Genomic DNA, 20,795 nt, shown 5'->3' on the forward strand with positions numbered 1-20,795 from the left:
CATGAAAGCGATAATCATTCTCGTTACATTGATCGTCGGAATCACAGCCATGTCTGCACAGTCACTGCACGATTTCACCATGAAGGACATCGACGGCAAGGAAACGGCACTCGCTTCGTACAAGGGCAAGGTCGTTCTCGTCGTCAACGTCGCCTCATTCTGCGGCTACACCAAGCAATACAAGCCGCTCGAAGCACTGTATCGCAAATACAAGGATCGCGGGCTGGTCGTCGCCGGCTTCCCCGCGAACGACTTCGGAGCACAGGAGCCGGGAACGGACAAGGAGATCGCTACGTTCTGTTCGACCACGTACGACGTGACCTTCCCGATGTTCTCGAAGATCACGGTGAAGGGCGAGCACAAGGCTCCGCTCTATGCCTTCCTCACGAGCGGTGGCGGTAATCCCGCTCTGGCCGGCGAGATCGACTGGAACTTCGAGAAGTTCCTCGTCGGCAAGGACGGGCGCATCATCCACCGCTACAAGAGCGACGTCGATCCCATGAGCGAAGAAGTCCTGCGTGATATCGAGAAGGCACTCTGATGCATCGAATCGTCCCGAATGCCGCGAAGCGTCTTCTGTCCCTCTCATGCTGTCTCGTCCTCGCCGGTTCGCTGCACGCCCAGGAACTGTTGTACGGCGATGAATTCAACGACAACGAAAAGGAATGGTTCACCGGTGAATCGTCCGATGGCGCCGCGAATGGGGAAATCGAGGACGGCATCTATCGCATGACGTATACGGGTGACGGATACCGCTACTTCTACCAGAACGTCGATCTGCCGGTCGACAGGAACTGGTCGATCGAGATCCGCATGCGTCAGAAGGAAGGAAAGGTCGATCATGGATACGGCCTTCTCTGGAACGGTCAGGACGCGGACAACATGTACGAGTTCATCGTGACGCATGATGGCTACTGCCGTATCGCGCGATGGAAGGAAGGCGAACGCCAGGACATCGTTCCGTGGCGCAAGGTGCGCGGTCTGAACCCTGTAGGCGAATGGAACACCCTGGAAGTCCGCCGTACGAACGACGCCCTCACCTGCTTCGTGAACGGTACGCCGAACGTCATGTTCCCGTATTCCTACTATCGCATCTTCGGTAACAAGATCGCTCCCATCGTCCATGAAGAACGTACCGTCGACATCGACTGGATACGTGTCAAGGCCTCGGATATGGCGCCTGTCAGCGTTGCGGAGGGTGTGGATACCAATGTCCGGCCGAGGAATCTCGGTCCCAACATCAACGCGAAGTCCGACGAACTGGTCGACTGTTTCACGGCCGACGGACAGGTGCTCTACTTCAGCCGCGGCAGCCATCCGGAGAACGTGGGCAAGGAGCTGCGTCGCGACGTGTGGATGTCGACGCGGCAGCGCGATGGTTCATGGTCGAAGGCCGTGAATCTCGGCAAGCCGATCAACAACGAAGGACACAACTTCGCCATCGCCATCACGCCCGACCAGAACATGATGCTGCTCCAGAACCAGTACGATGCCAAGGGCGAGTTTCTGGGCGAGGGGATGTCCATCACGTATCGTACGGCCACGGGGTGGTCGATGCCGAAGAACCAGACCATCGAGAACTTCTACAACTATGCGTCCGTTCTCAATTCGTATCTCGCACCGGACGGGACGACGCTCATCATGACCTGCGAGCGGGACGATTCGAAGGGTGGCCAGGATCTCTACGTGCTGTTCAGGAAGAACGACTCCACATGGACAGCACCGTCGAACCTCGGCTCGACGATCAATACGACAGGGGCGGAAACGGCGCCCTTCATCGCGGCCGACGGCCGCACACTCTACTTCGCCAGCTACGGTCATCCGGGATACGGCGGATACGACGTCTTCATGTCGCGTCGCCTCGACGATACATGGATGAAGTGGTCGACGCCGATCAATCTCGGTAAGGGTATCAATACCGACGAACACGATTCCTTTCTCTACATTCCCGCGCAGGGCGATTCGGCATATTTCTCCACGCAGAAGGATACCTACGGCGAATCCGATATCGTATCCGTGCCCGTTCCTCCGTCGCTGCGGCCCAATCCCGTCTTCCTCGTCAGTGGTCGCGTGCTGAATGCCGAAACGAAGCAGCCTCTCGCAGCCGCCATCCGATACGAACGGCTATCCGATGGCAAGGACGTGGGTATCGCCCGTTCGCATCCGTCGGACGGACGATACAAGGTGTCCCTGCCGAGCGGCCAGGTCTACGGTGTCCGCGCCGAAGCCGAAGGCTTCTATCCGATGGCCGAGCAGTTCGATGCGAAGTCGCTGGACAAATACACGCAGGTCGATCGAGACCTGTATCTGACGCCCATCAAGGAGAACGTCGCCATCCGTCTGAACAACGTTTTCTTCGACAGCGGGAAATGGGATCTGCGCCCCGAGTCGCACCCGGAACTCGATCGTCTCGCCTCCTTCCTCAGGACGTCTGCAGTATCCATCGAACTGGCTGGGCATACGGACAACATAGGGTCCGATGCCGACAACCTCCAGTTGTCGCAGAACCGTGTGAACAGCGTTCGCAACTATCTCGTGGAGAAGGGCATTCCCGCATCGCGTCTGGTCGCCAAGGGCTACGGTGAAAGTCGTCCTCTCGCATCGAACGATGACGAGGCAGGGCGCCAGAACAATCGCCGCGTGGAATTCATGATCGTCAAGCGATAGCCGCCATAGTCCTATCTTCGCAGATGCTCTCGCTCAACGGACTTCTCGAACTGTCGGTACCGCTCGTCCTGGCTTCCCAATCGCCACGGCGTCAGGCCTTGCTCACGCACGTGGGGTTCGACTTCTCCGTCGTCGTGCCGAACGTTGACGAAGACAGCGTGCCGGTGACGTTGCCGCCCGCCGACTACGTTTCGCAACTCGCGTTGATGAAGGCCGTTCGTGGTGCGGAGATGTCCGGGAATGACGTCATCGTCCTGGGATCGGACACGACCGTCGTACTCGATGGTCGGGTTCTCAACAAGCCTGTCGACGCCATGGATGCCGCGCGGATGCTACGCTCGCTGAGTGGGCGTACGCATACGGTCTATACGGGCATCGCCCTCGTCCATGCGGCGAGCGGACGTTCCGTGACGGCCGTTCGTGATACGCGTGTGACCTTCCGCGATCTCGACGATGCCGAGATCGAGGCCTATGTCGCATCGGGATCACCGCTCGACAAGGCGGGTGCCTACGGTATCCAGGATGACTTCGGTGCCGTCTTCGTCAATCGCGTCGAAGGATGCTACTACACCATCGTCGGCCTTCCGCTCGAGCTACTCTATACGACGCTGCGCGACTTCGTGGCAGGAGAACGTCATGCGTAGAGGCGTACGCGAAGGAGCGATGACGGTGACGCTGCTGGCGCCGTGGATCCTCACGCTCCTCGTCTTCTGGTTGTATCCTCTGGGCTACGCTCTGGTCCTGAGCTTCTCGAAGTACGCCACGCTCACGAACGACATGTCCTTCGTCGGCTTCGACAACTATCGTCGGGTGTTCACCGACGGCACGTTCTGGAATGCACTGAAGAATACCGTCATCTTCACGTTCGGCACCGTGCCCGTGACGACGGTCTTCGCGCTCGCACTCGCATCGGCCCTGCAGCGACGCCATCCGCGCCTCAGTGCGGTCTTCCGGGCCTCGTACTTCATGCCGTCGGTCACGTCGCTCGTGGTGATCGCTCTGATCTTCACCAATCTCTATGCCCGTGATGGTTACGTGAATGCGCTGGCGGGAATGATGGGGCTGCCGTATCCTGCCCGAGGCTGGCTGCTCGATACGTCGACGGCTCTCGGGTCCATCATGGCCATGGACGTGTGGATCAGCACCGGATACTACATGGTGCTCTTCCTCGCCGGTATGGAAGCGATACCGAAGGATCTCTACGAAAGCGCCGAGCTGGCTGGAGCCACGCGGTGGCAGCAGTTCATCCGGATCACGCTGCCCATGCTGAAGCCGACCATGCTCTTCGTGCTCGTGATCAACACCATCAAGAGTTTCCAGATCTTCGTCGAGGTGTATGTGATGACGAAGGGCGGGCCGCTCGGTGCCACTACGACGCTCGTCTATGAAGTATACGTACAGGCGTTCGAGCAATCGGACATGATGGGCTATGCCTGTGCGCTGGCCTATGTGATCTTCATCATTCTCCTCATGCTGTCGCTCGGCCAGATGAAGCTGATCGGCAGCCGTGACTGACAAACCGGAATCGACGTCATGAATATCGGACTCCTGCCAGGACTGCTCATCGCCTACGTTATCGGCATGATCCCAACGGCTTATCTCGTCCTGAAGTTCTCCCACGGCAAGGACATCCGTCAGGAAGGCACGGGTAACGTCGGGGCGATGAATACCTACGACGTCACCGGTAGTCGCTGGCTCGGCATCATCACCTTCGTGATCGATGCTCTCAAGGGTGTGCTCGCAGTATGCGTGGCGCAGTGGATCTACGGTGACTGGTTCCTGGCCAAGGCCGTGATGGGCACGGCGGTGATCGGCGGCCACAACTTCAACCTGCTGCTCAAGGGCAAGGGAGGGCGCGGACTCTCGACGGCCACAGGTGTGTTCGCCGTCGTGAATCCCTTCGTGATCCTGCTGTGGGACCTCATGTACCTTACGGGATACTTCGCCATCAAACGCAACCAGCACGTCGGCAACGTCGTGGGTACGATCGGGCTCGCAGTGTTGATCTTCAGCACACCGGAACGGGTGTTGCGCATGACGACGCTCGTCACCATGGACAACCCGACGGAACTCAAGCTCTTCGTCTTCGCCTCATGTGTCGTGATCTTTCTCCGTCACATCGGCCCCATGCGCGAGCTCGTCGCCGCGGCTTCCCGCGAGGAAGACCAGGATTGACGGATCAGCGGCCGATGAGGGCATGGATCGCCGCCAGTGCATCGACGGCATCGGCGCGGTCACATACGACGTGCGCACTGACCGGACTCATTCCCGCCACGATACCCAGGATGGGCAGCGACGATACGGCACCGGCGATGGCAGCCATCGCCGAAGCTCCGGTCACGTGAGGGCCGACGATACAGATCAGGGCAACATCCTGCACGGTAACGGGTAGTCCTGCCGTCGCCACGTCGACCGACAGTCGACGTTCCTCGTTCGGAATGCGCAGGATTGCCGCTGCCGAACCGAGTGCGCCATAGACGAGTACCGGTGAAAGGTCTTCGCGCTGCAACGCGTCGGGAAGCGACGCCATGGCATCATCGTGCGTGCACGTGACGGCTACCGTGTCGCGAAGGAGGGTGACGGCGTGGATGGGAGCATCGTCAGGCTGTGCGGCGACGATCAACGTTCCTTCGTCGTCGGGCTTGAAGGTGTTCAGTACGCGGACGGGAATCACGGCATCGATGGCCGGCGCGATGGTATCCGGGTGGAGGACCTTGGCGCCGTAGAGCGCCAGCTCGCGTACTTCGCGGAACGACATGCCGGAAATGGGGCGTGCTTCCTTGACGAGTCGTGGATCCGTGCTGTAGATGCCGCTCACGTCCGTCCATACGTCGATCTCCCGCGCACCGCATGCGGCACCGAGGATCGCAGCGGAATAATCGCCACCCCCACGGCCGAGCGTCGTGGTACGGCCATCGGCCGTCGAGCCGAGGAAGCCCTGCGTCACGACGACGTCATGGGATTCGGCGACGGGCAGTAGCGTAGAGGTGCACAGTGCGTTGATGGCCGTCATGTCGATGGCGGCTTCCACGAAGGTGTCGTCGGTACGGATGACGGTCCGTGCATCGAACCAAGCCGTGCGCAATCCTGCGGCCCTGCATGCACCCGCGAAGATCGTCGTACTCAGGCGTTCACCGAACGACGCTACTTCGTCGAGTGACTGCGGTGTGCATTCGCCGAGCATCGCCATTCCGTCGAGGAATCTGTGCAACGTATCGCAGAGCGTATCGACGAGAGCGCCGGTCGCAGCCCGTTCCGTCTCCACGGTGATGAGCTCGTCCACGATCGCCCGGTGTCTGGTCCGTATCGCCGCCATGCCGTCCCTCACCATCGTATGCGCCGTCGTGCGGTTCACGTCGGTGGTGGCGCGTGCGAGGGCGAGAAGGGCGTCCGTCGTGCGTGCCGTTGCGGACAGGACGACGACGAGACCGCCCGGTTCGGACGTGCGGTGACGGACGATGTCGAGGACGGAGCGCATGGAAACGGCATCCTGAACGGAGGTGCCGCCGAATTTCATCACCAGCATGATCAGTGTACGTCGAAATAGTTTGCGAGATGTTCGGCACTCGGGACGTGGAGCAGGATGCGGTCGTCCACCAGTTCCAGTACGGCACGTTTCGCCGTATCGAGGGAGAGGTTGTAGCGGTGGGCGAAGTGCCAGATGTCGATCGGGCCGTTGCTCGCCTCGAGCGACAGGAGTTGTGCGGGAGTGAGCGACTGACGGTCGCGGAAACGGTCGCGGACGGCGGCGAGGTAGTCGTCCGATTCCTTCTCGATGATGAGATCGGGCGAGAAGTAGTAGTTGTCGGTCGATACCAGGTCGCAGATGACGAAGGCGCCGTTGGCATTGGCGCCGGAGAAGTCCTTCAGGTAGGCCATGCTCACGAGATAGGGGGCCTCGTTGCCTTCCCATAGGTCCTTCCACACGGTCTCGTCGGTCGTGCGGAGCCACTCGAAGAATGCGATTTCATGCGAGGGCAGACGCAGCAGGTACTTCGAGCCGTAGCGCGAGCGCACCGCGTCGATCTGATCCGGGTCGAGCAGGCGGAACGTGTCGTCGTCGAGGACGAGATGGCCGTTGGCCTCGATGGAGGTCTGGCATAGCGTCAGCAGTTCTTCCGTCGTCATGCGGCCTTTCCTGTTGCGATGCGCTTGCGGTCCCGCAGCGTCAGCAGCAGTCCCAATGCCCCGATGGCGAGGATGATGCCGTTGGCGGCCATGCTGATGGTGCGGCCGGATTCGAATGCGGGGCTGATGAAGCGGAATTCGAGGGTATGCGATCCTGCCGGAATCCTGACACCGCGCAGGAGCGTGTTCGTGCGTACGATCTCCACTTCCTTGCCGTCGACGTAGGCATGCCATTCGGGATAGTACACCTCGCTGACGACGAGGAAGTTGTCGCCGCTGGCCTTGACGTCGAAGGCGAGATGCTGGTTGCCGCGTCCGGTGATCCGGACGCTTGCCGTGCTGTCCGCGGCCACGACGCCATTCACGGCCTTGCTTACGTAGGCACGTTGACGGGGATTGAATGCCGCATCGCGCATGGCTTCGAGGACGACACGGTCGGACGTGCCGACGACGGTGCTGTCGACGAACCAGGCGCGGGGCAGAGCCATCGGATTGTCGTAGACGAGCTGCCCGGTCTGCTGCGACGTGAAGGCGGGAGGGACGTTCTGATAGATGGGCTGATCCGCCACGATGTACTTCACGTTGAGCAGGTTCCACATGAAGGGATTCACGATGAGAGAATTGCCGGGCATGGGCTTGGAGCCGGGGCTCACGCCTGCGATGTCGAGCATGTCCTGGTAGACGCGGAGTTTGGCCGAGCTGTAGCCGTGGACGTTCTCGATGAAGTGATAGGCCCATGCATTGGGCGCGTTGCGGGAGAGATCGGCGATCCGGAAGGCGCCCTTGTCCTGTTTCAGGAAGTCCACGACGTCCGTTCTGCGGAAGGTCGTCTGCTCGATCTTGGCCTTCGACGGTTCGTACGGACGCTTGTCCACACGCCAGAGGTCGATGATGAGCAGGACGATGAGGGCCGACGTCGAGAGGCCCGGCTTGATCGTGCCGCGGATCGTGAGGAAGGCGAGAAGTCCGAAGCCGATGGCCAGCAGTCCTGTCACCATCCAGTCGCTCTGCATGCTGTCGAACAGCTTTGACGTCATTTCGTCGGGTAGTTGCGAGGGATCTGTGACGCGGTCCGGCATCTTGGCCATGTATGCTTCACCGATGGAACGCTTGTAGGACGACTCGAAGGTGTTGGTGTAGATGACGCCGACGATGAAGAAGGCGGCTGCTCCACCGAGAAGGGCGAGGCCCGTCTTCTTCTGCTGTGCCGTCGCCTTCGTGGACCAGCCGATGATGGACGTCAGGCCATATCCCGCGAGGACGGGTACTGCGAACTGCAACAGGCACAGGGCGATGGACGGCGCCCGGAACTTGTTGAACGACGGTACCAGGTTATAGAAGATGTCGTAGAGGATCGGGAAGTTCTTGCCGAAGGAGAGCAGGAGCGAGAAGACCGAGACGACGATGAGGAAGACGACGAACGGGTCGCGTCTGTTGGCCCAGGCCCCGACCAGTGCGAGCATCAGGATGCCGATGCCCATGTAGTTGGCGGCGTCGGTGAAGGGCATCTGACCCCAGTACGTCATCTCCATGCGGCCGCGTTCGTCCTTCGTTTTGCCGAACCCGTAGTAGTTGGGCACGAGGAAGGTCATCATCTCTTCCGGCGAGAAGGACCAGTTCGTGGCGTATTCGTAGTCGTTGCCGCCCGATCGATCCTGCTGGTTGCTGGTGTTCTGGACGAGAGGCGCGGAGCCGCGCGTGGAATACGGTGTGTATTCGCGTGTCGCGAGGAACATGTCCGCATGCGTGGCCAGGGCCAGGCCGCCCGCCACGGCGAGAGCGCCGGCGCTCTTCAGGACGTCCATTGCACCGTCCTTCGTGATGAGGCGATGGACGAGTTCGACGAGCATGTAGATGGCCAGACCGCATCCGATGTAGAACATCATCTGGGGGTGCGTGGCCGATACGAGAACGATGAGCGGCAGCGTCAGGATGAAGAGGTTCAGCAGGCTGAAGCGTTCGCGCAGGCGTTCCAGTGCGAGCAGTATCCACGGCAGCGTGGCCAGTGAGACGGGCTTCGTGGAGTGGCCGATCATGATCCAGACGATGACGAACGTGGAGAACACGGCGCCGAGGGCAGAGAAGATGCTGACGCCACGAAGATGCTTCTTGGCACGCATGAGCGTATAGACCCCCCAGCCGTAGATGCTGTACCAGAGTCCGATACGCGCCGTATCGTTGTTCATGACCTCTCCGAGCGTTCGCGGAATCGCGAACAGGATCTGCGCCACGATGTCCCACCCGCGTTCGCCTGCGGCGAGGAAGGAGGCGAGCGACGGCATGCCCGAAAAGATATAGGGTACCCACAACGGAAATTCACCCGACTGCTTGGCCTGATCCAGATAGGGGATGAAGCTGAAGAAGGCTACGTTGTCGCTTTCACCGAGAAAGGTCTTGCCACCGAACAATGCGTCGGCGAAGAACAGGATGACGGCGAGAAGTATCACGCCATAGGCGGCGAGATCGCGGTAGCGTTCCGGAATGAAATTCATGGACGACCCTATGAATGAAGCGTTGATTGCAAGAGACAAAAGTACAAAAAGCCATTCCGTGATGCAGGATGAAGCTGTTGGCTTCGGGATGGTCATTTCGTATGTTCCGGCGCTCGACCTGACCTACTCCGGGAGGACCCATGGCTGACCTTGCCGAACGTACCTCGCCACTGACGTTCGATGACGCATTGCACCTGGTGCGACGCACCACATTCCATCCGACATTCAAGCTCGTCGGAAGCATGACGGGGAAGACGCCTGCACAGGCCGTCGATATACTGCTGGACATGGGGGCAGCACCGACTCCGCCCGACTGGGCCGCCGTGGCCCCGGATCCCGGAACACCGTTCGTGGACGTCGCCCGGCGCTGGCCCGAGGTGCAGACGTGGTGGATGCGTCATGTGCTGACGACGCCGTCCCTCCGCGAGCGACTGACGCTCTTCTGGCACAACGTGACGACGAGCGACTACGTGACGGTCTACTATGGTCAGTATATCGTGCGCCAGCACGAGCTGCTGAGAACCTATGCCTACGGTCCGTTCGCGACGCTGTGCGAGAACATCGTCGGCGATCCTGCCATGTTGATCTACCTGAATGGCAACCAGAGCGTGAAGGGGAATCCGAACGAGAACTTCGCCCGCGAATTCTTCGAGCTGTTCACGCTCGGCGTGGGCAACTACACCGAACACGACATCGTCGAGGCGGCCCGCGCGTTCACGGGGTGGCGTATCTCCGGCATGAACGGCGTCTACAACGCGCAGCTTGCGGACACGGGGGCGAAGACGATCCTTGGCGAGACCGGATCGTGGGGATATCGTGACGTCGTGAGGATCACGCTCATGAAACCGGCCTGTGCGAGGTTCATCGCGGGGAAGTTGTACAGGACCTACGTGCAATCGACGCCCGACGCTACGGTCGTGGAGGTGATGGCCCAGGCATTGCTCGACACGCACTATGACATACGCGCGGTGTTGCGCAGCGTTCTCGTCTCGGATCATTTCTACGATGCCTCCATCCGCGGTGCCCTCATCAAGAGTCCTGCCGATCTCGTCATCGGCCTCGCTTCCCTGCTCGATGCGACGAAGCTCGATCCGGCCTATGCCGTGGCATCCATGACCAGGCTGGCACAGGAGCCGTTCTACCCTCCGACGGTGGAGGGATGGAAGGGACATCATGCATGGATCACGAGCTCGACCTTCCCGCAACGCCAGCGCTTCGGCGAGAATCTCGTGGCCGGACGCAAGACGGACGGATTGCCGTTGGCCGACGATACGGGGCAGGTGCTCGCCGTCGACGTCGTGGCCTTCGCGAAGCAGTTCCCGGACCATGGCGATGCGACGAAGCTCGTGGCGAACATCGTCGGCCTGCTCCTGCCCGTTCCTGCGACGCCGCAACAGCTCGACGTCCTGCTCGACATCATGCTCGCCGGTGCTCCGGTCTATGAATGGGATATCGACGCACCGGGAAGCGTCGTCCGGTTGAGGAGCCTCCTGCAGGCCATCGTTCGTATGCCCGAATTCCAGTTGATGTAGGAGGACACATGAATCGCCGACGTTTTCTTCGCGCCGCCGGTACGTCCGGCCTCGCCCTTGCGACCCTGCCGGCCGTCGTGGACTCCTTCACGGTACGTGCACTTGCGGCCGGTGACGGGGGACTCGAGCGCCTCCTGGCCGCTTCGGACCGTATCCTGATCCTGATTCAGTTGCAGGGTGGGAACGATGGCCTCAACACCGTCGTTCCGTATGCCGATCCGCTCTACTACGAACGCCGTCCGAACATCGCCATTCCGGCGGCGCAGACGCTTCGCATCGACGATACGCTCGGCTGGCATCCATCGCTGTCGGGTTTCGACGATCTCTACAAGGACGGGAAGCTCGCCCTGGTACAGGGTGTGACCTATCCCAATCCCGACCGTTCGCACTTCCGTGGTACGGACATCTGGCTGACGGCGACCGATGCCGACGTCTTCGGCAGTACGGGCTGGGTGGGGCGATATCTCCAGACGCTCGCTCCCGGCTATCCGCAGGAGCTCCCGCCGCATCCGCTCGCAGTGCAGATCGGTACGTCGTTGTCGCTCGGCCTCCTGGGTGGTAACGGCCCGATGGGAATCAGCTTTCGCGATCCCGACGAATTCTATCGACTCGTCAACACGGGGGCGACGGACGAAGTGCCGGCCGCCCCGCCGTCGGATACGCCCGCAGGACGTGAAGTATCCTTCATGCGCAGTATCGCGCGTTCCGCCGACGTCTACGCCCGTGTGGTGAAGGACACCGCCGACAGGGGGAACATCGGTACGACGTTCCCGACGACGGACATCGGAGCCAAGCTGCGCGTCGTATCGCAACTGATCGCCGGAGGCCTGCAGTCGCGGGTCTACCTCGTGTCGTGGGCGAACAACAACTTCGACACCCATGCCGATCAGGGAGGCGTCACGGGAAATCATGCGCGTCTCCTGCGCGAACTCGGCGATGCCGTGAGTGCCCTGATGGCCGAGATGAAGCGTCAGGGACTGCAGGAGAAAGTGGCCGGGATGACCTTCAGCGAATTCGGGCGCCGTGTGGCGGAGAACGGAAGCCAGGGCACGGATCATGGAACGGCCGCACCGCTCTTCGTCTTCGGGCATTACGTGGCTGGAGGAAAGGTCTTCGGACGCAATCCCGACTTGCAGAATCTCGACGAGCGCGGTGACCTGCTCATGCAGTACGACTATCGCCATGTCTATGCGAGCGTCCTGCTGCAGTACTTCGGCGAGTCGCAGACGACGGCGCAGAACGTTCTCCTCAGGGATTTCTCCCAACAGGCATTGCCGCTGTTCCACGTGCCGGTATCCGTGCAGGAGGCTGGGCAGGGGATACATTGCGGATTCCGTTCGGTGTCGCCGAATCCCGCATCCACGACGGTGCAGGTGCGTGTCGACTGCGAGCCGTTCGCCGATGTCGGACTCCGGATAAGCGACATGCAGGGGCGTTTCGTCCGCGCAGTCCCCGTCGACGCCTGGAGTGGTATCGCCACGTTCGACGTACAGGGAATGAATCCCGGTACCTATCTGCTCACGTTGCATGCCGACCGTGCGACGATGCACACGTTCCTCACCGTCAGCCGTTAACCGTCGTCCACGAATCGATCATCACGATGCGCCATTCGCTCCTTTTCGTCCTTGCCTTCGTCTTCGTGCACGTCGCACAACAGGCCCAACCGCTTTCCCAGCCATTCGTCTTCTCCATGCCGGAAGGCGTGGAGCTGGATACGACATTGCTCGCCGTACCGCTCGAGCCCGCAGGCAGCCGTGGCCGTGTACGGCTGGATGCCGATGGTCACTTCGTCTTCGCCGATGGCGGCAGGCTGAGGATGGTGGGGACCGGGTTGCAATGGAGCGGCTGCTTCCCGGACAGCGTCGTGGCGGAACGTACGGCACGACGGCTCAGGGCCCTCGGAGTGAATACGGTGAAGTTCAATGCCTTCGACTATCCGTACTTCCGTGGCGTGAGCATCCTGGCCGACGGCAATAGCACGGAACGGCTGGACGACGAACAGATGCGCAAGCTCGACTATCTCGTCTATCAGCTCAAGCGCAACGGTATCTACAGTGTCTTCACCTTTCATTCGGTATGGATGCCCCGGCCGGGCGACGGCGTGCGTCAACCCGACTCCGTCGGTTGGGGAACGCGCATGGGCCTCGTCTTCGATCCTGTCGTGCAGACCATCCACCGCCGTATCCTTCGCCTCTTCCTCGAACATGTAAACGAGTTCACGAACGTCGCCTACAAGGACGAAGCGGCAATTCCATTCATCATCGCCGCGGAAGATGCATCTGTCATGGCCTACTGGATGTATACGCAGAACGTTATACGTCCCAACGGCGGTGATGCCTCCGTCGGTATGCAACATCTGCGTCTGATCGATTCGCTCTTCCTCGCTTCGTTGCGGAGCAAGGGGCTCACGACCGATGCCGCGCTGGACAGGGCATGGAGTTCGACAGTCGCGGATACGTCGAACGTGCTGCGGAACGCCGGCTTCAACGATCCGTTCAACGCCGCATGGATTCTCGGCGTCAACACGAATGCAGGGGCGCAGGCCATCGTGCAGTACAGCGACGCCGACAGGAAGGAAGGCGAATCGTCGCTCCGCGTACGGATCGCCTCTCTCGATGCGAACAAACAGTCGTATGGTATCCAGCTCGCCCAGATACTGCAGAAGATGAAGCGCCTGCATCGGTACAGGGTGGCCTTCTGGGCCAAGACTACGCCGCAACGCGGCTCGCGTGCGATCGCCGTGAGCGTGCAGAACAGTACCTATCCGTACGATACCTATGGCCTCGCCGAAGTCGTGAATCTCACGGATCAATGGCAGCGGTTCGACTACACGTTCACGTGTTCGGCATCGGACTCCACGAGCGGCGCGGTGTCCTTTCTGCTCGGCTCCGACAGTGGCGACGTCTACATCGACGATGCCGTACTTCGTGAGATACCGTTCGGCGGTCTGTTCCCCGGCGAGTCCATCGTGAACGGTACGGTCGCACGGACGTCGGTCTTCGACGAGACGATATCGCCCGCACGCGCGCGGGACAATGCCGAATTCTATATCGGAACACTGAAATCCCTCTTCGATGGTGTCCGTCGTCTCGTGCGCGATACGCTGCGCAGTGATGTGCTCCTGTGTCCCAGCGCCCGATTCACGACCTTCCCCGAGCTCCATGCCGCGAAGGACTACGATGTGTTCTCGTCGACGGACTGGAGAAGCAATGCCACGTCGATGCTGAGCGAATACTATGGCGGCTCGGTATACGTGCCTGCGCAGAATGCCGTCAAGGGCAAGGCGATGGTGATCACGCATTCCGGTATCCAGTATCCGCGACCGTATCACGCGCAGGTGGCGACCATCTTCCCGGCCTATGCCGGACTGCATGATTGGGACGGTGTCTTCTTCAGCGTCTTCGCGAGTCGCCCTGCCGCAGGTTCCGAACGCGTGGATTCCAATGCGGCCTGGGAGATCATGGACAAGCCCGACGTCCTTGTCATGCTCCCGTCGACTGCGGCGATGATGCGTCGTGGCGACGTCCGCCCGTCACCGAAGGTCGTCGAGATCACGGTACCCGACGAAGCGTTCACGTATCCGAGGCTCCATGCCCAGATGCCGTATTCGCTCGGTATCTATTCCGATGGACGTATGCCGCTATTCCGCAGGATCAGGATGAATGCCGAACCCGCGGAAATCGGCAGCTTCCTGCCGCACCGTGAGATCTCCGCGCTCGCGAGCAACGACGTGGACCTCCGCATGCTCAACGCCGAGAACGACCAGATATTCTGGGACGCATCGGCGGGTATCCTGCGCGTGCAGACCGATCGCTACATAGGTCTGTCCGGCAAGCTTCGGGGTGAACTGTTCACGCTGCCCGGAGCGGGCCTCCTCGTCGAACAACTCGATACCGTCGAGAACGTGACGATGTCCATCGTCGGCGAGGGCGCCGAGCCGATCAGGGAAGGCAGAACCGCCTTGCTGACGATCGCCACGCGCGTCCTGAACGAAGGTGCCACGTTCAGCGCCGACAATCTTTCACTCGTGACGTGGGGTACGGGGCGGCCCATGATGGAGGGAACGGCCTTCCGGATCACCATCACGCGCCCCGACGTCGACAGCGTCTTCGCACAGCCGCTGGGTCCCGATGGACGTCCTGCGGGCGGGCGATTCGCCGCGACGAGGAGTCCGTCCGGCCGTTTCACGTTGACGGTGAGCACGGCGCAATGGAAGACGCCGTGGTTCAGGCTGCAGTTCGGTACGACGGCGACGTCGGTAGGGGAGGATCTGCCCGAAGGCGATATCGTGATCTCGCCCAATCCTGCCGGCGAAACCATGCGGATCGATGTTAGGAGCGATGCAGCGGTCGACATGGTCGATGCTCTCGGCCGGATCGTATGGTCCGGAGTACAAGCGGGTGGTACCGGTACGACGGTCGACGTCCATGCATTCCCTGCGGGGACCTATGCCGTCCGTGCCCGCACCGGAAGTGCCGTCCGTACGATTCCGGTAGTCGTCGCGCGGTAGACGGGAGTCGGTCCCCAGCTCTCAGTCCATGAAGAGGTAGGGGCGCCAGGTCTCCTCAACCTTGCCGAGGTAGTGCTTCAGGAACAGCACGTGATGCGGCTTGCGCGGTATCGTGGCCAGGCGCATTCCTGCTTCCTCCGGCGTCCGGTTGCCCTTCTTGTTGTTGCAGTGCACGCAGGCACAGACGAGATTCTCCCACTGATCCATGCCGCCTCTCGAGCGGGGGATCACGTGATCGATCGTCAACGGCGTCTGCGGCGTTCCGCAGTACATGCAACGGAAGCCGTCGCGGCGCAGGATGTTCTTGCGTGACAGTTCGATCTTGCGGAAGGGGACGCGCAGGTAGGCGCTGAGGCGGATGACGCTGGGGAACGGATAGGAAGAGCGGACGGTACGGATGGAAAGGGTCGTACGTTCTTCGACGATTTCGGCCTTCGTGAGGACGAGCAGGAGCAGGGCTTTCTTCGTACTGCAGACACTGATCGGTTCGTAGGACTGGTTGAGGACCAGTACCTTCGTATTGAGAGACACCAACCCTCCCGTCGGTGGACGGTGGTGTTCCTGGCGCAGATGGGCGTGCGTACTGAAGGCAACCCTCCTTTCTTCGGTGTCAAAATACACAGTAAAGGGTATTTTTGTACCCCGAATAACAACTCTTCATACGTTAACGGGTTTCATGGAACGACGTCCGGCTATTCTTGCGCTCGAAAACGGTGTCATCGTACACGGTTCGGCCATCGGAGCTATCGGCACCGAGGCCACGGGCGAGCTGGTTTTCAACACTGCGATGTCTGGCTATCAGGAGGTCCTGACCGATCCGTCCTATAAAGGGCAGGTCGTCACCTTCACCTATCCCCATATCGGCAATTACGGTACGAATCCGGAGGACGTCGAGAACGACGCCGTGCAGGCTTCGGGCCTCGTCGTTCACGAATTGTCGGACATCGCGTCGAACTTCCGTTCCACGCGGACGCTGCAGCGCTATCTCGAGGACAGTGGGATCGCTGGCATCGAAGGTGTCGATACACGGATGATCGTGCGGATTCTCCGCTCCGAGGGAGCGATGCGGTGCGTCATTTCCCACGATGCGTCGGCCGATCCCAAGGCTCTGGTGGAGAAGGCACGGAACGTCCCTTCGATGGACGGCCTCGACCTCTGTCCGCTCGTCACGACGGGCAGCGTCTACGAATGGAAGGAAGCCACGACCTGGAACTACGGCGCACCCGAGCGCAGCCCTGCTCCTGCGGGCGGCAGGCGCTACAAGGTGGCGGCCGTGGATTACGGCATCAAGCGCAACATCCTGCGTCGTCTCGCGGCCCACGGATGCGACGTCACCGTCTTCCCGGCCACGGCTACGGCCGAGGAAATCCTCGCCATCTCGCCCGACGGAGTCTTCCTTTCGAACGGTCCGGGCGATCCGGCGGCCGTCACCTACGGCATCGAAACCGTGCGGGGGCTGCTCGGCAAGCGTCCGATCTTCGGCATCTGCCTCGGACATCAGATCCTCGGTCTTGCCGTAGGAGCCTCGACCTACAAGCTCAAGTTCGGTCACCGAGGGGCGAATCATCCCGTGAAGAACCTCGTGTCGGGAAGCATCGAGATCACCTCGCAGAACCACGGGTTCGCCGTGGACGCGGCCACGCTGCCGCCGAATGCGGCGGTGACGCACATGAATCTCAACGACGATACCTGCGCCGGCATCAGCCTCACGGATGCGCCGGCTTTCGGCGTCCAGTACCATCCCGAAGCCTCGCCCGGCCCGCACGATTCGGACTATCTCTTCGAGCAGTTCGTGGCGATGATGGCATAACCCGGACGGAATTTCCGGGGATGACGGAGCGGGGCGGCCGGAATCGCGTGTTCGGACGGCGGCGATACGAATTCCTGTCATGAATGCATGAACCCGCTTGCAGGTTTCCCAATCTCCCCTATATTTGCAGGCTCTGGTGATCGGGCAGGTACTCAAGCGGCCAACGAGGGCAGACTGTAAATCTGCTGGTGTACACCTACGGAGGTTCGAATCCTTCCCTGCCCACCAAGAACACGAGCGGTTACGCGGGAGTAACTCAGTTGGTAGAGTCACAGCCTTCCAAGCTGTTGGTCGCGAGTTCGAGTCTCGTCTCCCGCTCAGAGAAAGCGAACCCTGCGGCGATCTGGCATACTGTAGGCCGGTTTGTCGGAGGGCTTTGGCGTCTCCGCCGGTGAGTTCGCTGATGTAGCTCAGTTGGTAGAGCACCACCTTGGTAAGGTGGAGGTCACCGGTTCAATCCCGGTCATCAGCTCGAAACATACGGGTGTAGCTCAATTGGTAGAGCGGCGGTCTCCAAAACCGTAGGCTGTGGGTTCGATTCCTGCCACCCGTGCAGTAGAAAATTTGTCCTGGAGTACGGCCATGTTTGCACAGACGAAAGCGTTCTTCAACGACGTGTCCAAGGAGATGAAGAAGGTCTCCTGGCCCACGCGGGAGCAGCTGCGCGAAAGTACCGTCGTGGTGATCGTTACCTGTCTGGTGCTGACGGCGATCGTGGCTCTCATCGACCTGGGCATGACGCAGCTCATGAAACTGGTCTACTAAGCCTGGGGCATATCGATATGATGGATACAGCAACAGGACAGACAACGGCACTCGAACCCAAGTGGTACGCCATCCGGACGTTCACCGGCCATGAGGCCCGTGTGAAGACGTCGATCGAAACGGAGATGGTGCGTTTGGGGTTGCAGAATCGCGTCAAGAGCATCGTCATCCCTCAGGAGACGGTGTACGAGGTGCGTAACGGCAAGCGCCGTACGAAGGTCAAGAACTTCCTGCCGGGATACATACTCATCGAAGTTGCGCTGGACAAGCGGCTGAAGGAAATCATCCTCTCGCTGCCGTCCATCGTCAGTTTCGTCGGTACGAAGACCGAACCGCAGGCATTGCAGCCGGACGAAGTGGATCGCATCCTCGGCCGGGTGGAGGAGCGCAAGGACATCACGACGGTCGAAACCAGCTTCCGCGAGGGAGATCCGGTGAAGGTCATCGATGGTCCGTTCTCGAACTTCTCCGGAACGGTCAAGGAAGTGAACGTCGAAAAGCAGAAGCTGAAGGTGGAGGTCGGTATTCTTGGCCGCAAGACGCCGATCGAATTGGACTTCCATCAGGTCGAACTCGAAAATCACTAATCGAAGAGTCAGGTCATGGCCAAAAAAGTAATGGGCACCTTCAAGCTCCAGCTGAAGGCTGGAGAGGCCACGATGGCGCCGCCGGTAGGTCCGGCGTTCGGTCAGCGCGGTCTTGCCGGTATGGAATTCGTGAAGCAGTTCAATGCCCGTTCGGCCAAGCAGCCCGGCATGATCCTGCCCGTGCTCGTCACGTTCTTCAGTGACAAGAGCTTCACGTTCGAAATCAAGTCGCCGCCGGCTCCCGTCCTTCTCAAGAAGGCCATCGGCATCGAGTCCGGTTCCAAGGAGCCGAACAAGACGAAGGTGGGAACGGTCAAGCAGGCCCAGCTCGAAGAGATCGCCAAGATCAAGATGCAGGACCTCAACTGCCACACCATGGAGAGCGCCGTCAGCATGGTTGCCGGTACCGCACGCTCCATGGGTATCGTCGTCGAAGGCTAATTCAATCACGTTGGAGGCTGCGTATGCGGCCGTTCGCACAACGAATCAAGGAACACCCCGATGAAGAACGCGGGCAAGCGTTTTGACAAGGCAGCGAAGTCCTACGACCGCACGCTGACCTACGAATTCAAGAAGGCCATCGACCTCGTCAAGGCCAATGCAACGGCGAAGTTCGACGAATCCTTCGACCTCTCCATGAACCTCGGCGTTGACCCCCGCAAGGCGGATCAGCTCGTCCGCGGTACGGTGTCCCTGCCGCACGGTACGGGTAAGAGCGTCCGCGTTCTCGTACTGGCCAAGGCTCCCAAGGACAAGGAAGCCCTGGAAGCCGGTGCCGATCACGCGGGCTTCACGGAATACATCGAGAAGCTGCAGGGTGGCTGGGCCGACATCGACATCATCATCGCTACGCCCGACGTCATGGGCGAAGTCGGCAAGCTCGGCCGTGTCCTCGGTCCGCGCGGTCTCATGCCGAACCCCAAGAGCGGTACGGTGACGTTCGACGTCGCGAAGGCCGTCAACGAAGTCAAGGCAGGGAAGATCGAATTCCGCGTCGACAAGGCCGGTAACGTTCACGCTGCCGTAGGCAAGTGTTCGTTCACCGCGGCCCAGATCGCGGAGAACGCCCAGGCCCTCTACACGACCATCCTCCGCGCCAAGCCGGCAACGGCCAAGGGCAAGTACGTCAAGAGCGTGTTCTTCAGCTCGACGATGGGCCCCAGCGTCCGCGTCGACGAATACACGTTCACGCAGGAGTAAGGTACCTGACAACGGTTATTACGCATCGCTCCGCGTTCAGCTTCTAGCGTATCTCCGGATGCGTTGAACAACGGGCCCATCATCAAACGGGATCTATGATTACGAAGGAACAAAAACAGGCTACCGTCGCCGAACTCGTGGAGAAGATCCAGGGTGCTTCGAGCCTGTATTTCATAGACTTCACCGGCATGACCGTCGCCCTCGATCAGGCGTTCCGCAAGGAACTGCGTGAGAAGGGTGTCGGCATCAAGGTCGCCAAGAACACACTCGTTCTTCGTGCCCTTGCTGAAGTAGGTGGCTATGAGATAGAGGACAAGAAGCTGTTCGGTCAGACAGCGGTCATCTTCGGTGGCAAGGATCCGATCGCACCGGCCAAGATCATTCGTCAGTACTTCGACAAGGGCGAGAAGCCCAAGTTGAAGGTGGCAGTGGTCGAAGGCCAGATGTTCGACGGTTCCCAGCTCAAGCAGGTATCGGAACTCCCGACCCGCGAAGACATGATCGCCGGTATCGTGGGCAGCCTGCATGCGCCGATTTCGGGCATCGTAGGCAGCGTCAATGCAGTGATGCGCGATCTCGCATCGCTCATCGAAGAAGTCGCCAAGAACAAGGCGGCCTGATTCACTCCCCGCACGGAACAAACAACAATATCAAACCTGGAGAACAACATGTCCGCAATCGTTGAAGAACTCGTCGAGAAGATCGGTAATCTTACCCTTCTCGAAGCTGCCGATCTCAAGAAGGCTCTCGAAGACAAGTTTGGCGTAACGGCTGCCGCACCGATCATGATGGCTGGTGGCCCGGTCGGTGGTGCACCTGCCGCCGCTGCCGAAGAAAAGACGGAATTCGACGTCGAACTGACGGATGGCGGCGCTCAGAAGCTGAACGTCATCAAGGTCGTCCGCGAAGTCACGGGTCTGGGCCTCAAGGAAGCCAAGGACCTCGTGGAAGGCGCTCCGAAGCTCGTCAAGGAAGCTGTGCCGAAGGCCGATGCCGATGCTCTCAAGAAGAAGCTCGAAGAAGCCGGCGCCAAGGTTACGCTCAAGTAAGCAAGCCTGTATCGGACAGCCCCGGGACGGTCGTTGTGCCGTCCCGGGCGTTGTC

Annotated in this window: 19 protein-coding genes and 4 tRNA genes; 19 read left to right on the top strand and 4 right to left on the bottom strand. The window is 60.5% G+C overall.

The features are described from left to right. Position 1 precedes the first annotated feature (1 nt). From BGO89_08865 to BGO89_08885, 5 genes are all read left to right on the top strand, one after another. The gene (locus BGO89_08865; protein ID OJX56649.1) at positions 2-541 is read left to right on the top strand and encodes a glutathione peroxidase; all 540 of its coding nucleotides are present in this window, start codon (positions 2-4) and stop codon (positions 539-541) included. 632 nt (positions 542-1,173) lie between these two features. Further along, positions 1,174-2,667: a hypothetical protein gene (locus tag BGO89_08870; protein OJX57328.1), complete on the top strand. Its 1,494-nt coding sequence runs from the start codon at positions 1,174-1,176 to the stop codon at positions 2,665-2,667. 23 nt (positions 2,668-2,690) lie between these two features. Further along, positions 2,691-3,311, top strand: coding sequence for a septum formation protein Maf (locus BGO89_08875; GenBank protein OJX56650.1), 621 nt, complete (start codon positions 2,691-2,693; stop codon positions 3,309-3,311). Then, positions 3,304-4,182 (top strand): hypothetical protein, encoded by an 879-nt coding sequence (locus BGO89_08880; GenBank protein OJX56651.1) that lies wholly within the window; start codon positions 3,304-3,306, stop codon positions 4,180-4,182. Before BGO89_08875 ends, BGO89_08880 begins: the two co-directional genes overlap by 8 nt. Before the next feature lie 18 nt (positions 4,183-4,200). Continuing rightward, positions 4,201-4,842 (top strand): hypothetical protein, encoded by a 642-nt coding sequence (locus BGO89_08885; GenBank protein ID OJX56652.1) that lies wholly within the window; start codon positions 4,201-4,203, stop codon positions 4,840-4,842. A gap of 4 nt (positions 4,843-4,846) precedes the next feature. Here BGO89_08885 and BGO89_08890 read toward each other — a convergent pair whose 3' ends face one another. From BGO89_08890 to BGO89_08900, 3 genes are read right to left on the bottom strand one after another with little or no spacing between them, the layout of a single operon-like run. After that, a complete protein-coding gene (locus tag BGO89_08890; GenBank protein OJX56653.1) occupies positions 4,847-6,193 on the bottom strand; it encodes a hypothetical protein in 1,347 nt (448 codons plus the stop codon). Between the two features lie 2 nt (positions 6,194-6,195). Next, positions 6,196-6,795 carry a hypothetical protein gene (locus BGO89_08895; protein ID OJX56654.1) on the bottom strand — a complete coding sequence of 200 codons (600 nt, stop codon included), beginning with the start codon at positions 6,793-6,795 and terminating at the stop codon, positions 6,196-6,198. Further along, on the bottom strand, positions 6,792-9,287 hold the full coding sequence (locus tag BGO89_08900; GenBank protein OJX56655.1) for a hypothetical protein: 2,496 nt from the start codon (positions 9,285-9,287) through the stop codon (positions 6,792-6,794). The genes BGO89_08895 and BGO89_08900 overlap by 4 nt, the downstream gene beginning before the upstream one ends. Positions 9,288-9,427: 140 nt before the next feature. Between BGO89_08900 and BGO89_08905 the strand changes: the two genes are divergently transcribed. The 3 genes from BGO89_08905 to BGO89_08915 are packed head-to-tail and all read left to right on the top strand — an operon-like array spanning position 9,428 to position 15,329. Beyond that, positions 9,428-10,819: a hypothetical protein gene (locus BGO89_08905; protein ID OJX56656.1), complete on the top strand. Its 1,392-nt coding sequence runs from the start codon at positions 9,428-9,430 to the stop codon at positions 10,817-10,819. An 8-nt stretch (positions 10,820-10,827) separates the two neighbouring features. After that, complete coding sequence (locus tag BGO89_08910; protein OJX56657.1) at positions 10,828-12,393, top strand: hypothetical protein; 1,566 nt, start codon at positions 10,828-10,830, stop codon at positions 12,391-12,393. Between the two features lie 26 nt (positions 12,394-12,419). Next, positions 12,420-15,329 (top strand): hypothetical protein, encoded by a 2,910-nt coding sequence (locus BGO89_08915; GenBank protein OJX56658.1) that lies wholly within the window; start codon positions 12,420-12,422, stop codon positions 15,327-15,329. A gap of 21 nt (positions 15,330-15,350) precedes the next feature. Here BGO89_08915 and BGO89_08920 read toward each other — a convergent pair whose 3' ends face one another. Beyond that, a complete protein-coding gene (locus BGO89_08920) occupies positions 15,351-15,860 on the bottom strand; it encodes an HNH endonuclease (protein ID OJX56659.1) in 510 nt (169 codons plus the stop codon). A gap of 145 nt (positions 15,861-16,005) precedes the next feature. Between BGO89_08920 and BGO89_08925 the strand changes: the two genes are divergently transcribed. The 11 genes from BGO89_08925 (at position 16,006) to BGO89_08975 (ending at position 20,740) form a co-directional block, all read left to right on the top strand. After that, positions 16,006-17,139, top strand: coding sequence for a carbamoyl phosphate synthase small subunit (locus BGO89_08925; GenBank protein OJX56660.1), 1,134 nt, complete (start codon positions 16,006-16,008; stop codon positions 17,137-17,139). 142 nt (positions 17,140-17,281) lie between these two features. Next, positions 17,282-17,367 (top strand) — tRNA-Tyr (locus BGO89_08930). Between the two features lie 17 nt (positions 17,368-17,384). Then, a tRNA-Gly gene (locus BGO89_08935) sits at positions 17,385-17,457 on the top strand. Positions 17,458-17,538: 81 nt separating this feature from the next. Continuing rightward, positions 17,539-17,614: transfer RNA gene (locus tag BGO89_08940), tRNA-Thr, on the top strand. A 5-nt stretch (positions 17,615-17,619) separates the two neighbouring features. After that, positions 17,620-17,692, top strand: a tRNA-Trp gene (locus tag BGO89_08945). A 29-nt stretch (positions 17,693-17,721) separates the two neighbouring features. Next, positions 17,722-17,904, top strand: a complete 183-nt coding sequence (locus tag BGO89_08950; GenBank protein ID OJX56661.1) for a preprotein translocase subunit SecE — start codon at positions 17,722-17,724, stop codon at positions 17,902-17,904. A 17-nt stretch (positions 17,905-17,921) separates the two neighbouring features. Beyond that, positions 17,922-18,491, top strand: a complete 570-nt coding sequence (locus tag BGO89_08955; GenBank protein OJX56662.1) for a transcription termination/antitermination factor NusG — start codon at positions 17,922-17,924, stop codon at positions 18,489-18,491. A gap of 15 nt (positions 18,492-18,506) precedes the next feature. Next, entirely contained in the window at positions 18,507-18,932 is a 426-nt protein-coding gene (locus BGO89_08960; GenBank protein OJX56663.1) for a 50S ribosomal protein L11, read from the top strand. A 60-nt stretch (positions 18,933-18,992) separates the two neighbouring features. After that, on the top strand, positions 18,993-19,691 hold the full coding sequence (locus tag BGO89_08965; GenBank protein OJX56664.1) for a 50S ribosomal protein L1: 699 nt from the start codon (positions 18,993-18,995) through the stop codon (positions 19,689-19,691). Positions 19,692-19,786: 95 nt separating this feature from the next. Beyond that, positions 19,787-20,311 carry a 50S ribosomal protein L10 gene (locus BGO89_08970; GenBank protein OJX56665.1) on the top strand — a complete coding sequence of 175 codons (525 nt, stop codon included), beginning with the start codon at positions 19,787-19,789 and terminating at the stop codon, positions 20,309-20,311. Positions 20,312-20,359: 48 nt separating this feature from the next. After that, positions 20,360-20,740, top strand: coding sequence for a 50S ribosomal protein L7/L12 (locus BGO89_08975; protein OJX56666.1), 381 nt, complete (start codon positions 20,360-20,362; stop codon positions 20,738-20,740). Positions 20,741-20,795 lie beyond the last annotated feature (55 nt).

Origin of the sequence: Candidatus Kapaibacterium thiocyanatum, assembly GCA_001899175.1 — a bacterium.
GTDB classification, from domain to species: domain Bacteria; phylum Bacteroidota; class Ignavibacteria; order Kapaibacteriales; family Kapaibacteriaceae; genus Kapaibacterium; species Kapaibacterium thiocyanatum.

What these genes read in the sequence shown, in the direction of transcription:
- BGO89_08865 (OJX56649.1), top strand. Translation starts at nt 2, where the DNA reads ATGAAAGCGATAATCATTCTCGTTACATTGATCGTCGGAATCACAGCC.
- BGO89_08870 (OJX57328.1), top strand. Translation starts at nt 1,174, where the DNA reads ATGGCGCCTGTCAGCGTTGCGGAGGGTGTGGATACCAATGTCCGGCCG.
- BGO89_08875 (OJX56650.1), top strand. Translation starts at nt 2,691, where the DNA reads ATGCTCTCGCTCAACGGACTTCTCGAACTGTCGGTACCGCTCGTCCTG.
- BGO89_08880 (OJX56651.1), top strand. Translation starts at nt 3,304, where the DNA reads ATGCGTAGAGGCGTACGCGAAGGAGCGATGACGGTGACGCTGCTGGCG.
- BGO89_08885 (OJX56652.1), top strand. Translation starts at nt 4,201, where the DNA reads ATGAATATCGGACTCCTGCCAGGACTGCTCATCGCCTACGTTATCGGC.
- BGO89_08890 (OJX56653.1), bottom strand. Translation starts at nt 6,193, where the DNA reads ATGCTGGTGATGAAATTCGGCGGCACCTCCGTTCAGGATGCCGTTTCC.
- BGO89_08895 (OJX56654.1), bottom strand. Translation starts at nt 6,795, where the DNA reads ATGACGACGGAAGAACTGCTGACGCTATGCCAGACCTCCATCGAGGCC.
- BGO89_08900 (OJX56655.1), bottom strand. Translation starts at nt 9,287, where the DNA reads ATGAATTTCATTCCGGAACGCTACCGCGATCTCGCCGCCTATGGCGTG.
- BGO89_08905 (OJX56656.1), top strand. Translation starts at nt 9,428, where the DNA reads ATGGCTGACCTTGCCGAACGTACCTCGCCACTGACGTTCGATGACGCA.
- BGO89_08910 (OJX56657.1), top strand. Translation starts at nt 10,828, where the DNA reads ATGAATCGCCGACGTTTTCTTCGCGCCGCCGGTACGTCCGGCCTCGCC.
- BGO89_08915 (OJX56658.1), top strand. Translation starts at nt 12,420, where the DNA reads ATGCGCCATTCGCTCCTTTTCGTCCTTGCCTTCGTCTTCGTGCACGTC.
- BGO89_08925 (OJX56660.1), top strand. Translation starts at nt 16,006, where the DNA reads ATGGAACGACGTCCGGCTATTCTTGCGCTCGAAAACGGTGTCATCGTA.
- BGO89_08950 (OJX56661.1), top strand. Translation starts at nt 17,722, where the DNA reads ATGTTTGCACAGACGAAAGCGTTCTTCAACGACGTGTCCAAGGAGATG.
- BGO89_08955 (OJX56662.1), top strand. Translation starts at nt 17,922, where the DNA reads ATGATGGATACAGCAACAGGACAGACAACGGCACTCGAACCCAAGTGG.
- BGO89_08960 (OJX56663.1), top strand. Translation starts at nt 18,507, where the DNA reads ATGGCCAAAAAAGTAATGGGCACCTTCAAGCTCCAGCTGAAGGCTGGA.
- BGO89_08965 (OJX56664.1), top strand. Translation starts at nt 18,993, where the DNA reads ATGAAGAACGCGGGCAAGCGTTTTGACAAGGCAGCGAAGTCCTACGAC.
- BGO89_08970 (OJX56665.1), top strand. Translation starts at nt 19,787, where the DNA reads ATGATTACGAAGGAACAAAAACAGGCTACCGTCGCCGAACTCGTGGAG.
- BGO89_08975 (OJX56666.1), top strand. Translation starts at nt 20,360, where the DNA reads ATGTCCGCAATCGTTGAAGAACTCGTCGAGAAGATCGGTAATCTTACC.